This is a genomic window from Cobetia sp. cqz5-12, from assembly GCF_016495405.1.
GTDB lineage: Bacteria > Pseudomonadota > Gammaproteobacteria > Pseudomonadales > Halomonadaceae > Cobetia.
Genome location: NZ_CP044522.1, coordinates 3,524,833 through 3,539,564 on the forward strand (window position 1 = coordinate 3,524,833; position 14,732 = coordinate 3,539,564).

Sequence of the window (14,732 nt, forward strand, 5' to 3'; positions counted from 1 at the left end):
CGCCTTCATCACGTTCACCGTCATCACTGTCCGTCGTGTCTTCAGGAAGTCACCATGTCCCAGCCGATCTACCTTGACTATGCCGCCACCACGCCCGTCGACCCTCGCGTCGCCGAGCTGATGATGCGTCACCTGACGCAGGACGGCACCTTCGCCAATCCGGCCTCGCGTAGTCACATGCCGGGCTGGCTGGCCGAGCAGGCCGTTGAGGGCGCACGTCGTCAGGTCGCCGAGCTGATCGGTGCCGACCCGCGCGAGATCGTCTGGACCAGCGGTGCCACCGAAGCCGACAACCTGGCGCTGACCGGCTACATGCGTGCCAATGCCGCGCGTGGCCGCCATTTGATCACCTCGACCATCGAGCACAAGGCGATTCTGGATACCGCCAGCGCGCTGGAGGCGGAAGGCTTCGAGGTCACGCGCATCGCGCCGCAGCCTGACGGACGCATCAGCCCGGACAGCCTGCGCGACGCCCTGCGCAGCGATACCATCCTGGTATCGCTGATGGCAGTGAACAACGAACTGGGCAGTCTGAATGACCTGGATGCACTGGGCGACATCGCCCACTCGCATGGCGCGGCCTTCCATGTCGATGCCGCCCAGGCGCCCGGCAAGATACGAATCGATGTCAGTCGTCAGCCCATCGACATGCTGTCACTGTCCGCCCACAAGGCCTACGGCCCCAAGGGCATCGGCGCGCTGTATGTACGTCGCCAGCCGCAGATCAAGGTCGATGCCCTGATCCATGGCGGTGGGCATGAGCGCGGCATGCGTTCCGGCACCCTGCCGACACACCAGATCGTCGGCATGGGTGAGGCCTACCGCCTGAGCGCCGAGCAGTTCGATGCCGATCACCAGCACCTCGTCGCGCTGCGTGATCAGTTCGTCGCCGGGCTTGCCGGCCTTGAAGGCGTGCACTTCAATACCGATATAGAGGTCAGCGCGCCCAACATCGTCAATCTCGCCTTCGAGGGTGTGGATGGCGAGGCGATGCTGATGGCGCTGCGCGGCATCGCGATTTCCACCGGCTCGGCCTGCAATTCCGCCAGCGTCGAACCGTCGTTCGTCCTCACCGGCATCGGGGTGCCCCGTCCACTGGCGCTGGCGTCATTGCGCTTCAGCTTCGGACGTTTCACCACCGCTACCGACATTGAATCCGCGCTCGGCGAACTCAGGCATGCCCTGACGTCGCTGCGCGCCTGACCCGGGAGACTGCTCATGGCACACCTGTCGATTTCCCCCTCCGCCGCCGACCAGATCCGTGTCGTGCTGGCCGAGCGCGGCCACGGCCTTGGCCTGCGTGTCTCGGTCAAGCCCAGCGGCTGCTCCGGCTACAGCTACGTGCTCGACTTCGCCGACGAGGCCAACGAGGAAGACGCCGTCTTCGTCGATCACGGCGCCACCGTCTATGTCGACACCGAAGCCCTCACCGTGCTCGACGGTTCCGAAGTGGACTACGTCAAGGACGGCCTGAACCGCTATTTCCGCTTCAACAACCCCAACGTCAAGGACGAGTGTGGTTGTGGCGAGAGCTTCAGCGTCTAGACCAGGCTTCAGCGTCTGAGACAGGCTTGAGCGTCTGAATAGAGCTTCAGCGTCCAGGCCAGGCGCGACGTCCGAGCCGGCCCTCAGCGTCTCGCCAGCCCATGCCGACGAGGCGCTTGCCATCTGCGCGTCATGCGACTCAGGCATGATGGATGCAGCCGGTGGCACTTGCCGCTATAATGCCGCCCACTTTTGTCGTGCGCATGCCGACAGAGCCCGTTTTCCGCCGTGCGGCATCTGCCGTGCGGCTCTTCAAAGCTTGTCTCAGGAGATTCACCATGACTCAGCGCACTCTGTCCATCATCAAGCCGGATGCCGTTGCCAAGAACGTGATCGGCGAGATCTACTCTCGCTTCGAGAAAGCCGGTCTGCAGATCGTCGCTTCCAAGATGGTTCACCTGTCCAAGGAACAGGCCGAAGGCTTCTACGCTGAGCACAGCGAACGTGGCTTCTTCGGTGAGCTGGTCGGCTTCATGACTTCCGGCCCGGTCATGATCCAGGTGCTGGAAGGCGAAGACGCCATCACCAAGAACCGCGACCTGATGGGCGCTACCAACCCGAAGGAAGCAGAAGCCGGCACCATTCGTGCAGACTTCGCCACTTCCATCGACGCCAACGCCGTTCACGGTTCTGACGCGCCGGAATCTGCTGCTCGCGAAATCGCCTACTTCTTCGGCGACAACGAAATCTGCCCGCGCGGTTGATTTCGCCTTGTACGACTGAGAAGCCAGGCCCTTCGGGGCACGCGTCTCTCAGCCGTGCATGACACGACGGCCCTGCCTGCGAGGCGGGGCCGTCGTGGTATCGGACGTGCTGAAGCGTCGCGCGACAGCATGCACCCCCTGAAGCAGATTCGACGCTTGAGCAGGTCCGATACGCTTTTCTGAAAGCCGCTGCAGCGCCCTCTCCCCACGCCAGATGACGCCCACGCGCACTGCGCTGATGATGAGAGCCTCTTGAGGTCTGCGAGCCATCGCCACCTCCGCTGACAGCGTCGCCCTGCAGACGTCTATCCTTTATGTGACGCCTGCCCATCCCTGACACGACCGGCCCATACCATGACTGATACCACTGCAACTGCCACCGATGCCGCGGCGCCTGCCGCCGTCAAGCTCACCAACCTGCTGGGCCTGCCGCGCCCGGCGATGGAAGCCTTCTTCGAGAGCATCGGCGAGAAGAAATTCCGCGCCACCCAAGTGATGAAATGGATTCACCAGGAAGGTGTCGACAGCTTCGACGAGATGACCAACCTCGCCAAGCCGCTGCGCGAGCGCCTCAAGCAGGTCGCCGAGATCCGTGCGCCGGGCATCGTCTATGAAGGCGAGTCCAAGGACGGCACCCGCAAGTGGGTACTGGAAGTCAGCGATGGCAGCTACGTCGAGACCGTGCTGATCCCGTCCGAGAACGGCAACCGTCGCACCCTGTGCGTGTCTTCCCAGGTCGGTTGCTCACTGGACTGCAGCTTCTGCTCCACCGGCAAGCAGGGCTTCGAGCGTGACCTGACCGCCGCCGAGATCATCGGCCAGGTGTGGGTCGCCACCCGCGGCGCCGAAGACCGCAAGGACACCCGCAAGCGTCCGGTCACCAACGTGGTGATGATGGGCATGGGCGAGCCGCTGATGAACTACGACAACGTCGTGCCGGCGATGAAGCTGATGCTGGACGACAACGCCTATGGCCTGTCCAAGCGTCGCGTCACCCTCTCCACCTCCGGTGTGGTGCCCAAGCTGGACCAGCTCGGTGACGAGATGGACGTCAGCCTGGCGATCTCGCTGCACGCGGCCAACGATGAACTGCGCAACGTGCTGGTGCCGATCAACCGCAAGTGGAACATCCGCGCGCTGCTCGACTCCTGCCATCGCTACCTGGCCAAGTGTGACGACGCACGTATCGTCACCATCGAGTACACCCTGATCAAGGACGTCAACGACCAGATCCAGCACGCCGAGGAACTGGCCGCGCTGCTCGACGAACTGCCGTGCAAGATCAACCTGATCCCGTTCAACCCGTTCCCGCATTCCGGTTACGAGAAGCCGTCGCGCAATCAGGTGATGCGCTTCCAGCAACGTCTCTACGAGCTGGGCTACACCGCACCGGTGCGCGCCACACGTGGCGATGACATCGACGCCGCCTGTGGCCAGCTGGTCGGGCAGGTCAAGGACCGCACCCGTCGCGCCGAGCGTTACATCAACGCCATCCAGCTCGACGCCGACTGAGCGGCTGCCAGCCCTGAACTGACGCTATCGCCATAGCCATGCGCCGCCCTGCCACCTTGACTTGTGGCAGGTGCGGCGCTTTGATGGGGGCGCTTTTGTTGCCTGCCGCGACCCTCGCCCGCAGGCACATCACGAGCCTTCATTCACGCGAGGATTGCATGCCGAGTCGTCTGCCCCGTCATCGCACCAATGAGCATGACCCTGTCGCCCATGGCACTGTCGCACAGGGCCCCTGCCAGCATGATTCCCACACCCGCACCGCTGCTCGCGGCATCACTCGCCGCACCAGAGCCCTGCTGCTGTGCCTCGGATTTGCCGGCCTGACCCTCGCAGGCTGCGCGACACGCGTGGAAACCAACGACCCCTACGCCCCGCCGGATGACAACAAGGCCTCGAACGCCTACGTGGAACTCGGAGAGGCCTATCTGGGTCGTAATCAGCTGCAACGCGCCGACAGCGCCTTCCAGAAGGCACTCAAGCTGCAGAGCAGCAATGCCGAGGCCAAGGCCGGGCTGGCGATGATCTATCAGCGCCAGGGGGAGAACGTGCTCGCCGATGACTATTTCAATCAGGCCATTTCCAGCGATTCGTCCTTTACCCGTGCGCGCAACAACTACGCGGCCTTTCTCTACTCTCGCGGTGAATACGTCGAGGCCTGTCGACAGCTCGAGATCGCGGCTGAAGACCTGACCTACGACAATCGTGGTCAGCTCTATACCAATCTGGGCCGCTGTCAGATGCAGCTGGGCAAGACCAGCGAGGCCGCGAAGAGTTTCGAGCGTGCCGTCAAGATCAACCCGCGTGAGTCAGAGGCCTGGTTGGCGGTGGCACGCATGTCACATGACGCCGGCGACAATGACGCCGCCCAGTCGGCATTGAGCCGCTACTTCCGTCTGGCAGGCACCGACAGCGACAGTCTCGCCCTGGCCGTCGATGTGGCCACGGCTCGCGGCGACAGCCGTCTGGCAGACCTCTACAGCCGTCAGCTGGAGCAGGTCATGACACGGGAATCCGGTCGCGCGGTGATTCGCACTCCCTGAGCGAGGTGCAACGACGCCGCTGATGGCGCCACCTCATGAGCGGGGTCGCTGCAAGCAGGACCGAGAAGACCGAAATGCCGGTGAAAATCTCGGCGCGGGCTTGGTATAGTGCCGACGCGGACGAACGTGTGTTCGTGCGCGTCGATTGGCATGGGGGGTCATCGCTTTTCACGCTGCTCACTCGCATGATGATCAACGAGTCGTGCAGCACCCGGCCAATCGCGCGACAGCATCAGTCAGTATGCTCCAGCATCAGTGTCAGGAGCAGTTTCCGCAGTACCGGAAGAGCGCCCGGATGTGCGTTCGGTAGACAGTTTTTCCTTACAAGGATGCGCCATGAGCGAACATCAACCCGCCCCTGATCAGCACGCCAGTGATGCACTGCCTGGCACGCGCCTCAAGCTGGAGCGCGAGCATCAGGGGTTGTCGCGTGATGAGGTGGCGACACAGCTCAACCTGCGCCCCAGCCTGGTCGATGACCTGGAACGCGACCACTACGACCAGATTCCCATCGCCGCGTACCGTCGCGGCTATCTGCGTGCCTATGCCCGCCTGCTGGGCATGGACGAGAAGGCCATCGTCGGACAGTACAACGCCCAGTTCGGCACCACCGAAGCCGAGCGCTACACCCCCAGTTCCACGCCGTCGGTGCGCCCGCCGGGCAAGATGGGCAAGTATCTGTTCCGCCTCGTCAGCCTGCTGGTCATCGCCGGCCTGATCGGCCTCAGCTACGTGTGGTGGCAGAGCGGCGACTATGGCCGCACCTCGCCGGCGGAAACCTCCGCCCTCGAGGGTGGCAGCGATGCGGACAACACCGCACCGGTCGTGAATGCCGATGGCTCCATCGAGCTTTCGCTCTCGCAGTCCACCAATAGTGAAGCGGCGCCGTCCTCCACTGCTACCGGTGATGCGTCTGCCGTCGATGCAGCAGCATCCTCCGAGGCGACAGCGCAGAGTGCTGACACGCTCGACACGAACGCTGGCGCGCCGGGCGCTGCAGAGACTGGTACGTCAGCGTCTGACGCTGCCACGGATAGCGCCGCTACCACTGACGTGAGTGCAGTCGCCGATGCCAGTGCCGACACCTCACAGGAGAGTGCAGCAGAGAACGCTGCACCGGCGGCAGACCCGCGCAAGCTCGAATTGACGTTCAACATCAACTCCTGGACCGACATTCGTGATGCCGATGGCAAGCGCCTGCTGCGCGGCAACAACGAGGCCGGCACCAGCACGACGCTGGAAGGCAAGCCGCCCTTCACGATGACCATCGGCAATGCCTCTGGCGTCGAGCTGCGTTACATGAATGAAGCGGTCGACCTCACGCGCGTCACGCGCGGCAGTGTCGCCAAACTTACCCTCGGTGAATGATCCGGAATCCCATGCATAGTCACTCCCCCATCAAGCGCCGCGTCTCGCGCAAGATTCATGTCGGCAATGTGGCCGTCGGCGGCGATGCACCGATTTCCGTGCAGAGCATGACCAACACCGACACCAACGATGTCGCCGCCACCGTCGCGCAGATCAAGCGCCTCGAGGATGCCGGCGCCGATATCGTGCGTGTCAGCGTGCCGGACATGGATGCCGCCGAAGCCTTTGGTCGCATCAAGCAGCAGAGCAACATTCCGCTGGTGGCCGACATCCACTTCGATTACAAGATCGCCCTGCGTGTGGCGGAACTTGGTGTCGACTGCCTGCGCATCAACCCGGGCAACATCGGTCGTGAAGACCGTGTGCGTGCCGTGGTCAGCGCCGCACGCGACAACGGCATCCCGATCCGCATCGGCGTCAACGCAGGCTCCCTGGAAAAGGACCTGCAGAAGAAATACGGCGAGCCGACGCCGGCGGCGCTGGTCGAATCTGCCATGCGTCACATCGACCATCTGGACCGCCTCGACTTCCAGGACTTCAAGGTCAGCGTCAAGGCCAGCGACGTCTTCATGGCCGTCGCCGCCTATCGTGACCTGGCAGCGCGCATCGAACAGCCGCTGCACCTGGGCATCACCGAAGCGGGCGGCCTGCGCTCGGGCACCGTCAAGTCTTCCATCGGCCTGGGCATGCTGCTGATGGACGGCATCGGTGACACCATCCGCGTGTCGCTGGCAGCGGACCCGGTCGAGGAGATCAAGGTCGGCTTCGACATGCTCAAGAGCCTCAAGCTGCGCGCCAAGGGCATCAACTTCATTGCCTGCCCCAGCTGCTCGCGTCAGAATTTCGACGTCATCAAGACCATGAACGAGCTGGAGACACGTCTTGAAGACGTGATGACGCCGCTGAACGTCTCGGTCATCGGCTGTGTCGTCAATGGCCCCGGCGAAGCCAAGGAGACCGATGTCGGCCTGACCGGCGGCAGCCCCGCCAACCTGGTCTACCTGGACGGCAAGCCGGCCAGCAAGTTGACCAATGACACCCTGGTTGACGATCTTGAGCGACTCATCCGCGACAAGGTCGCGGAAAAAGAGGCCCGTGAGGCCGACACTATCATCCGCCAGAGCTGAGCTTGTCTCGGCTGGCTTGCGCGTCGTGAGTGACGCGCCTTCGTCTCCCCACCCGCCTGCATGACTCATGCGAGCGCCGTGGGGAGATGCGCAAGGATTCAGGAGAGAACGTTGAGCACCAAGATCCAGGCCATTCGTGGCATGAACGACCTGCTGCCGGACCAGTCACCGGTATGGCAATACTTCGAACACCAGGTGGAAGCGCTGATGGGCCAGTACGGCTATCGCGAGATCCGCACCCCCATCGTCGAGCAGACCGCGCTGTTCAAGCGCTCCATCGGCGAAGTCACCGACATCGTCGAGAAGGAGATGTACACCTTCGACGACCGTAACGGCGACAGCCTGACCCTGCGTCCGGAAGGCACCGCCAGCTGCGTGCGCATGGCGATGGAGAATGGCCTGGTCCATAACCAGATCCAGCGTCTGTGGTACACCGGCCCGATGTTCCGCCATGAGCGCCCGCAGAAGGGTCGTTATCGTCAGTTTCATCAGGTGGGCGTCGAAGCCTACGGCATGGAAGGCCCGGACATCGATGCCGAGATGATCCTGATCTCCGCGCGTCTGTGGCGCCAGCTGGGCCTGCTCGAGCACGTCACCCTCGAGCTCAACTCGCTGGGTAGCCTCGAGGCGCGTGCCGCCTATCGTGACCTGCTGGTCGAATACTTCGAACAGCACCTGGATGTCCTCGACGAAGACTCCAAGCGCCGTCTGCACAGCAACCCGCTGCGCATCCTCGACACCAAGAACCCGGACATGGCCGCCGTCGTCGACGCCGCGCCGCGCCTGGGGGATCACCTGGATGAAGAGTCCCGCGTGCACTTCGAGGGCCTCAAGGCACGACTCGACGCCGCTGGCATCGAATACGTCATCAACCCGCGCCTGGTGCGTGGCCTCGATTACTACTCGCGCAGTGTGTTCGAATGGACCACTACCGCGCTGGGCAGCCAGGGCACCGTGTGTGCCGGTGGCCGCTACGACAGCCTGTTCGAACAGCTGGGCGGCAAGCCGGTACCGGCGGTCGGCTTCGCGATGGGCGTCGAGCGCCTCATCCTGTTGCTCGAGACGCTGGAACTGGTTCCGCAGGACGTCCGCGAGACTGTCGATGTCTACCTGATGTCGATGGGCGAGCAGGCCGAAGGCGAAGCCATGCGTCTGGCCGAAGAGCTGCGCACCGCACTTCCCGACCTGCGCCTGGTACTGCATTGCGGTGGCGGCAGCTTCAAGAGTCAGATGAAGAAGGCCGACAAGAGCGGTGCACGTATCGCGCTGATTCTCGGTGAGAATGAAGTCATCGAAGGCACGGTGGCGCTCAAGTTCCTGCGCGAGGAACGCGACCAGGAAACGCTGAACCAGCGTGCACTGGGCGAACGTCTCGACAGCGTCTTCGGCGCCTGAGACTGCCAATGAATATCGGGCGGAGAGCCAGCTCTCCGCCTCTCGAATGCAAGTGCCGGCATGCCGGCCAGGTCAAGGAGACCGCCCGTGGCGGAAGAGCTCAGAAGCGAAGAAGAACAGCTTGAAGCCATCAAGCGTTGGTGGAGCGAGAACGGCAAGTCACTGATTGCCGGTGTCGTACTGGCCGGCGCCGGTGTCTTTGCCTTCAAGGCCTGGCAGAACTATGAAGCCAGCCAGTCCGAAGCGGCCTCCGTGCGTTACCAGCAACTGATCAGCCTCGTCAGCCAGCCCAAGCTGGAAGACGCCGGCGTCAAGCAGGCGCGTACGCTGATCGGCGAACTGGAAAGCGAGCACGGCGACAGCCTCTACACCCAGATGGCGCACCTGCTGGATGCCAGCATGTCGGTCAAGGCCAACGATCTCGACGCAGCCGCCACGGCGCTGCAGAGCGTGATCGACAACAGCGATGACAGCTATCTGCAGGGGCTGGCCAGCCTGCGTCTGGCGCGCATCAACGTCGAGCGTGGCGACAATGACGCGGCACTCGCCCTGCTCAAGAGCCCACCTGCGCCGCTGGCAGCGCAGGCGGCGGCGGTGCGTGGCGATGCCCTGGCCGCACAGGACAAGCGTGATGAGGCCATCGCCGCCTATCAGCAGGCCAGCGCCCTGTCGCAGGAAAGTGGTCAGCCGGTCTACGGTCTCGACCTGAAACTCGCCGATCTGGCTGCGGAGTCTTCTTCATGAGCGTCACTCGTCGTCTGAGCGTACCGGCCTCGCTGCTGGCCGTGAGTCTGCTGGCCGGTTGTGCCAGCAGTGCCCAACCGGAATATGCGCCCAAGGAACTGGTCGATTTCGACCGCCAGGTCGCGCTGGATTCGGTCTGGAGCGAATCGGTCGGCAATGGCCTTGGCCGTGCCCACTATCCGCTGTCACCGATCTTCGCCAACGACAGGCTGTTCGTCGGTGCCGAAGGCGGTGAGCTGGAAGCCCTCGCTGCCGACAATGGCGAGGACATCTGGCAGACACGGTTGCCGGCTGGCATCACCAGCGCACTGAATGCCGATGCCTCCCGCCTGTACGTCGGTACGCGCGATGGCAAGGTCAGTGCCGTCAGTCAGGAAGACGGCAGCATTGAATGGAGCACGCGAGTCTCCAGTGAAGTGCTGGCCGCGCCGCAGTACAACGACGAGCTGGTCGTGGTGCAGAGCGTCGATGGCACCGTGACTGCGCTTGATCGCTTCACCGGCGAAGAGCAGTGGGCCTACTCGGCCACGATTCCGGCCCTGACGCTGCGTGGCACCGGTGCGCCGCGTGTCATCCAGCCGGTCACCTTCGCGGGCTTCGCCAACGGCAAGCTGGTCACGCTCGACAACCGCTCAGGCCAGGAACTGTGGGACCTGCGCGTTGCCGTGCCGGCCGGTCGTACCGAGGTGGACCAGCTGGTCGATCTCGATGGCCAGCCGGTGCTGACCCAGGATGGCCGCCTGTTCGTCACCAGCTACAACGGTCGCCTGATCGCGCTGGACGCCCGCAACGGCGAGCCGCTGTGGGACAAGCCGTCCTCCAGCTATCTGACGCCCATCGTGGTCGGCGATTACCTGTTCAGCATCGACAACGCCAGCCATGTGCTGGCGATGGATGCCAACACGGGTAACGTGCTGTGGAAGTCCGAAGACCTGGAAGGCCGCTGGCTGACCTCTCCGGCCTTCGTCGATGGCAAGCTGGTGGTCGGTGACTACGAAGGCTATGTGCACCTGATCGACGCCCAGAGCGGCGAGATGGCCGGCCGCTATGACGTGGGGGGCGATGGCATTAGCATCACCCCGCTGACCGAAGGCAAGCGCATCTATGTCTACACCAACGATGGCGAGCTGACGGCGCTGGATCTCGAAGCCCCGTAAGCCACTGATCGAGCGCGCATGTCAGCCTGCCCCGCAATCTGCCATGCGCCTCGATCAGCCCTCGTCACGACAACGGCAGCCATCTGGCTGCCGTTGTCGTAATGCGCCATTGGTAGCAACTCCCTGTCAATGCTAGAATGCTGCCCCCGCTGATCAGGCCTGCCGCACGACGCAGCCATTGATTCAGCCACGAAATCTTTCCGCCGACAGTGCTAACCCCCTGTCGGCGGACCATACTGGATGCATACGACGCCTGCGTCGTCATCCAGTGCCCCAAGTCCGATATCATCGCTATCGCCCTGCCTGCACAAGGTGCTTTCCAGCCATCATGGTTCGAAGCAGACCGTACGGGGCCGGCATCGATGCTATCCCTGCGAATGCTGTGAGATTCCATGAACCCCGTGATCGCCCTGGTCGGCCGCCCGAATGTCGGCAAGTCGACGCTATTCAATCGCCTCACCAAGACCCGTGACGCCCTGGTCGCCGACTTCCCGGGCCTGACCCGTGACCGCAAGTACGGTACCGGCAAGGTCGGAGGCAAGCCCTACACCGTCATCGACACCGGCGGCATCAGCGGTGACGAGGAAGGCATCGACCTGATGATGGCCGGCCAGTCACTGGCCGCCATCGACGAAGCCGACATCGTGCTGTTCATGGTCGATGCGCGCGCCGGCCTCAACATGGCGGATGAGGCTATCGCCAATCATCTGCGCGTCAATCAGAAGAAGACCTGGCTGGTGGTCAACAAGACCGACGGCATGGACGAGGAGATCGGCAAGTCCGACTTCTGGACCCTGGGTCTGGGTGACCCGCGCGCCATCGCCGCCGAGCATGGCCGCAACGTCACCACGCTGTTGGAAGAGGTGCTCTCGCCCTACCCTGAAGTCGAGGAAGGTGAAGACGAGGACCTGCATCCGGAGCTGGATGACCGCGGCGTGCGCATCGGCATCATCGGTCGCCCGAACGTCGGCAAGTCGACACTGGTCAACCGCCTGCTGGGCGAGGAGCGCGTGGTCGTCTTTGACCAGGCCGGCACCACCACCGACGCCGTGGAGATTCCCTTCGAGCGTCGTGGCAAGCCATATCTGCTGGTCGACACCGCCGGGATCCGTCGCCGCAAGAACGTGCGCGAAGTGGTGGAGAAGTTCTCCATCATCAAGACCCTGGAAGCGATCAAGAAGTGCAACGTCGCCGTGATGGTGCTCGATGCCCGTCAGGGACTGGTCGAGCAGGACCTGCACCTGCTGGACTTCGTGCTGACCAGCGGCCGCGCCCTGGTGCTGGTGGTCAACAAGTGGGATGGCCTGGAAAGCGAAGCCAAGGAGAAGATGCGCTCCGAGATCAAGCGTCGTCTGGGCTTTGCCGACTACGCTGACCTGCACTTCATCTCCGCGCTGCACGGCACTGCGGTGGGTGATCTCTACCCGTCCATCGACCGCGCCTTCGAAAGCGCCGTGGCCCGCTGGTCGACCAAGCGTCTGACCACCCTGCTGCAGGACGCCACCCAGGCGCACCAGCCGCCGATGGTCAACGGTCGTCGCATCAAGCTGCGCATGGCTCACCAGGGTGGTGCCAATCCGCCGCTGATCGTGGTGCACGGCAACCAGACCAACCGTCTGCCGGAAGCCTACAAGCGCTACCTGACCAACACCTTCCGCAAGGTGCTGAAGGTCAAGGGCACGCCGATGCGCTTCGAGTTCCGCTCCGGCGACAACCCCTTCGATGGAGCCCAGGGGGCTGATGACCGCGAGCGCGCGAAAGAGCGTTCACTGGCGCGCACCAAGGAAGCCCGCAAGGAACGCAAGCAGCGCCGTTGATGGCGTGAACTGCGCCTGTGCGTGATGGCAGGCCAGCGGATCTGATCCGCCAGCCTGCCCCATGAAAAAGCCGCCCCTGCAGTCATCTGCAGGGGCGGCTTTTTCATGTCGTGAGTACTGATGTTTCAAGCACCTCAAGCACCGGGCTCACACCTCCAGCGTCTTCTGCCCCGCCCACAGATTGGCGAACTGCCAGGCAGCGCGCCCGCTACGCACACCCCGCTGGGTGGCATAGCGCAGCGCCTCTGCACGCGCCGCCTCATCGAAGCTGCCCGCACCGAGACGCCATTCCACCCAGTGCTGACAGGTCTCCAGGTAAGCATCCTGATTGAAGGGATGGAAGGCCAGCCACAGGCCGAAGCGGTCCGACAGCGAGATCTTCTCTTCCACCGCATCACCATGATGCAGCTCGCCATCGACGATATGCGTGTCGTGATTGTCGCTCATGTGCTCCGGCAGCAGATGACGACGGTTGGAGGTGGCATACAGCAGCACGTTCTCCGGCGGGCCCGTCAGAGTGCCATCCAGCACGCTCTTGAGCGCCTTGTAGGCGTCATCGCTACCCTCGAAGGACAGGTCATCACAGTAGACGATGAAGCGATGCGGTTGCTGGGCCAGCTCGGCGACCAGCGCCGGCAGTGCCGGCAGGTCGTGACGATCGATCTGGATCAACCGCAGGCCTTCACTGCCCAGAGTATTGAGCAGCGCACGTACCAGCGATGACTTGCCGGTGCCACGCGCGCCCCACAGCAGCGCATGGTTGGCCGGCTTGCCCGCAAGGAAGGCTCGAGTGTTGGCCAGCAGCTCACGCTTCTGGCGTGCGATGCCGAGCAGATCCTCGAGTGTCAGGGCGTCACGCGGCGCGATCGGCGTCAGGCGCCCTCCCAGGGGGTGGCGGGTCCACAAGGCAGCGACATCGTGCGTCCAGTCCACTTCGACAGCCGTCGGCGGCAGCATCGGTTCGAGTCGGTCCAGCAGATGCGAGAGGCGGCGTTCAAACTCTGGTGACATGGTGATTCCCTGTCAGATACATGGGGCAAGGGCCGTGGCTGGCCCATCAGATCACGCCCAGTATCTCATGTCCGGCGGGGCCGTCTGGCCTGACGTTGCTGTGATCTCAGCAACGTATCATTTCGCTGACTGCACCACTGCGCCTATCCGGTTATGCTGTCTGCACGTTTCTTGCACGTTCAGCGTCGCCCTGCCGTGCTCTCGAAGGTTGTCATCGTCACCATTGCCAGGAGGCCTCAATGCCAGGATTGCTCGATCACTCATCTCCCCGCGCCCTGCGTCGTCTGCTCCCGCTGGCGGCGCTTGCGGCGTCCGTCACCCTGAGCGCCTGCGCCAGTTCTCCTCTGGGCCGCAGCCAATTGACGCTCTATTCGGATCAGGAGCTGGAGAAGATGGGAGAAGCCAGTTTCAGCAAGTACCAACAGGAGCTGCCGGTGGTGGAAGGTCGTCAGGATGCCTACGTCAGCTGCGTGGCGGATGCGGTGACCGCCAAGGTACCCGCCAGCTATGGCATCAGCGGCTGGCAGGTCAAGGTATTCGAGGATGAGTCCGCCAATGCCTTCGCGTTGCCGGGCGGGTATATCGGTGTCAACACCGGACTGCTGGAGGTCGCCGAGAATCAGGATCAGCTGGCGACCGTCATCGGCCACGAGATCGCCCACGTGCTGGCGCGCCACGCCAACGAGCGCGTCTCGACCCAATCGCTGACCTCCGCCGGGCTGTCATTGACCCAGGCACTGGCCGGCCTCGAAGGTACCGGTGGCGATCAGCTCATGGGGCTGCTGGGCATGGGCGCCGAATATGGCGTGCTCAAGCCGTTCTCGCGCTCCCACGAGTCCGAAGCCGACCTGCTGGGACTGGACCTGATGGCCGAAGCCGGCTTCGATCCGCGCGCCAGCATCAAGCTGTGGGCCAACATGAATGCTGCCGGTGGCGCGCAACCGCCGGTGTGGATGTCGACGCACCCGAGTGATGAGCAGCGCATGGCGGCCCTCAACGAGCGCCTCGAGACCGCTCTACCAACCTATCAGCAGGCCCGCGCCGCCGGCGAGAAGCCCGGCTGCGATCGACTACGCTGACCCCGCCTGTGTGGCGTGGCTTAACCAGTCTCAGGTAACACACTCGCGCGGCCCCTGAAGAACCCGGGGCTGCGCGAGTGTGTGGCGCCCTCCATCCAGCTACCCGCCTTTTCCTTGTTTGCGACCCCTCCCCGCCTCTTCCTGGCTGGCTCACGCTACCAGCCTTCTGATCCATCGCACTGACAGCTCGAATGTAAAAAGACGCCGTCAAATGTGTCGATATCCGCGAATCA

General features: G+C 63.6%; 13 protein-coding genes. 12 read left to right on the plus strand and 1 reads right to left on the minus strand.

All coding sequences use genetic code 11. The annotated features are described in order from the left end of the window. Positions 1-54 precede the first annotated feature (54 nt). The 11 genes from F8A90_RS14615 (at position 55) to der (ending at position 12,409) form a co-directional block, all read left to right on the plus strand. On the plus strand, positions 55-1,203 hold the full coding sequence (locus F8A90_RS14615; protein WP_200017638.1) for an aminotransferase class V-fold PLP-dependent enzyme: 1,149 nt from the start codon (positions 55-57) through the stop codon (positions 1,201-1,203). A gap of 15 nt (positions 1,204-1,218) precedes the next feature. Then, complete coding sequence (locus F8A90_RS14620; protein WP_166020123.1) at positions 1,219-1,545, plus strand: HesB/IscA family protein; 327 nt, start codon at positions 1,219-1,221, stop codon at positions 1,543-1,545. A gap of 278 nt (positions 1,546-1,823) precedes the next feature. Further along, on the plus strand, positions 1,824-2,249 hold the full coding sequence (ndk, locus tag F8A90_RS14625; RefSeq protein ID WP_043333812.1) for a nucleoside-diphosphate kinase: 426 nt from the start codon (positions 1,824-1,826) through the stop codon (positions 2,247-2,249). 354 nt (positions 2,250-2,603) lie between these two features. Further along, positions 2,604-3,761, plus strand: a complete 1,158-nt coding sequence (gene rlmN, locus F8A90_RS14630) for a 23S rRNA (adenine(2503)-C(2))-methyltransferase RlmN (protein ID WP_043333811.1) — start codon at positions 2,604-2,606, stop codon at positions 3,759-3,761. Between the two features lie 158 nt (positions 3,762-3,919). Further along, the gene (pilW, locus tag F8A90_RS14635; protein ID WP_200017641.1) at positions 3,920-4,801 is read left to right on the plus strand and encodes a type IV pilus biogenesis/stability protein PilW; all 882 of its coding nucleotides are present in this window, start codon (positions 3,920-3,922) and stop codon (positions 4,799-4,801) included. A 336-nt stretch (positions 4,802-5,137) separates the two neighbouring features. Then, positions 5,138-6,169 carry a RodZ domain-containing protein gene (locus F8A90_RS14640; RefSeq protein ID WP_200017643.1) on the plus strand — a complete coding sequence of 344 codons (1,032 nt, stop codon included), beginning with the start codon at positions 5,138-5,140 and terminating at the stop codon, positions 6,167-6,169. 11 nt (positions 6,170-6,180) lie between these two features. Next, positions 6,181-7,296: a flavodoxin-dependent (E)-4-hydroxy-3-methylbut-2-enyl-diphosphate synthase gene (gene ispG / locus F8A90_RS14645; RefSeq protein WP_043333809.1), complete on the plus strand. Its 1,116-nt coding sequence runs from the start codon at positions 6,181-6,183 to the stop codon at positions 7,294-7,296. A 111-nt stretch (positions 7,297-7,407) separates the two neighbouring features. Next, positions 7,408-8,691: a histidine--tRNA ligase gene (gene hisS, locus F8A90_RS14650; RefSeq protein ID WP_442778871.1), complete on the plus strand. Its 1,284-nt coding sequence runs from the start codon at positions 7,408-7,410 to the stop codon at positions 8,689-8,691. Positions 8,692-8,778: 87 nt separating this feature from the next. Continuing rightward, the gene (locus F8A90_RS14655) at positions 8,779-9,435 is read left to right on the plus strand and encodes a YfgM family protein (RefSeq protein WP_233593351.1); all 657 of its coding nucleotides are present in this window, start codon (positions 8,779-8,781) and stop codon (positions 9,433-9,435) included. Further along, positions 9,432-10,592 (plus strand): outer membrane protein assembly factor BamB, encoded by a 1,161-nt coding sequence (gene bamB / locus F8A90_RS14660; protein ID WP_200017647.1) that lies wholly within the window; start codon positions 9,432-9,434, stop codon positions 10,590-10,592. The genes F8A90_RS14655 and bamB overlap by 4 nt, the downstream gene beginning before the upstream one ends. A gap of 392 nt (positions 10,593-10,984) precedes the next feature. Continuing rightward, entirely contained in the window at positions 10,985-12,409 is a 1,425-nt protein-coding gene (gene der / locus F8A90_RS14665) for a ribosome biogenesis GTPase Der (RefSeq protein ID WP_166020134.1), read from the plus strand. 147 nt (positions 12,410-12,556) lie between these two features. On the opposite strand, the gene F8A90_RS14670 is transcribed toward der, so the two are convergent. Next, a complete protein-coding gene (locus tag F8A90_RS14670) occupies positions 12,557-13,420 on the minus strand; it encodes an ATP-binding protein (protein WP_200017649.1) in 864 nt (287 codons plus the stop codon). 239 nt (positions 13,421-13,659) lie between these two features. On the opposite strand from F8A90_RS14670, the gene F8A90_RS14675 reads away from it, so the two are divergent. Next, positions 13,660-14,499 (plus strand): M48 family metallopeptidase, encoded by an 840-nt coding sequence (locus F8A90_RS14675; protein WP_200017651.1) that lies wholly within the window; start codon positions 13,660-13,662, stop codon positions 14,497-14,499. The last annotated feature ends 233 nt before the right edge of the window (positions 14,500-14,732 follow it).

What these genes read in the sequence shown, in the direction of transcription:
- F8A90_RS14640 (WP_200017643.1), top strand. Translation starts at nt 5,138, where the DNA reads ATGAGCGAACATCAACCCGCCCCTGATCAGCACGCCAGTGATGCACTG.
- F8A90_RS14615 (WP_200017638.1), top strand. Translation starts at nt 55, where the DNA reads ATGTCCCAGCCGATCTACCTTGACTATGCCGCCACCACGCCCGTCGAC.
- F8A90_RS14620 (WP_166020123.1), top strand. Translation starts at nt 1,219, where the DNA reads ATGGCACACCTGTCGATTTCCCCCTCCGCCGCCGACCAGATCCGTGTC.
- F8A90_RS14670 (WP_200017649.1), bottom strand. Translation starts at nt 13,420, where the DNA reads ATGTCACCAGAGTTTGAACGCCGCCTCTCGCATCTGCTGGACCGACTC.
- der (WP_166020134.1), top strand. Translation starts at nt 10,985, where the DNA reads ATGAACCCCGTGATCGCCCTGGTCGGCCGCCCGAATGTCGGCAAGTCG.
- ndk (WP_043333812.1), top strand. Translation starts at nt 1,824, where the DNA reads ATGACTCAGCGCACTCTGTCCATCATCAAGCCGGATGCCGTTGCCAAG.
- bamB (WP_200017647.1), top strand. Translation starts at nt 9,432, where the DNA reads ATGAGCGTCACTCGTCGTCTGAGCGTACCGGCCTCGCTGCTGGCCGTG.
- pilW (WP_200017641.1), top strand. Translation starts at nt 3,920, where the DNA reads ATGCCGAGTCGTCTGCCCCGTCATCGCACCAATGAGCATGACCCTGTC.
- rlmN (WP_043333811.1), top strand. Translation starts at nt 2,604, where the DNA reads ATGACTGATACCACTGCAACTGCCACCGATGCCGCGGCGCCTGCCGCC.
- ispG (WP_043333809.1), top strand. Translation starts at nt 6,181, where the DNA reads ATGCATAGTCACTCCCCCATCAAGCGCCGCGTCTCGCGCAAGATTCAT.
- F8A90_RS14675 (WP_200017651.1), top strand. Translation starts at nt 13,660, where the DNA reads ATGCCAGGATTGCTCGATCACTCATCTCCCCGCGCCCTGCGTCGTCTG.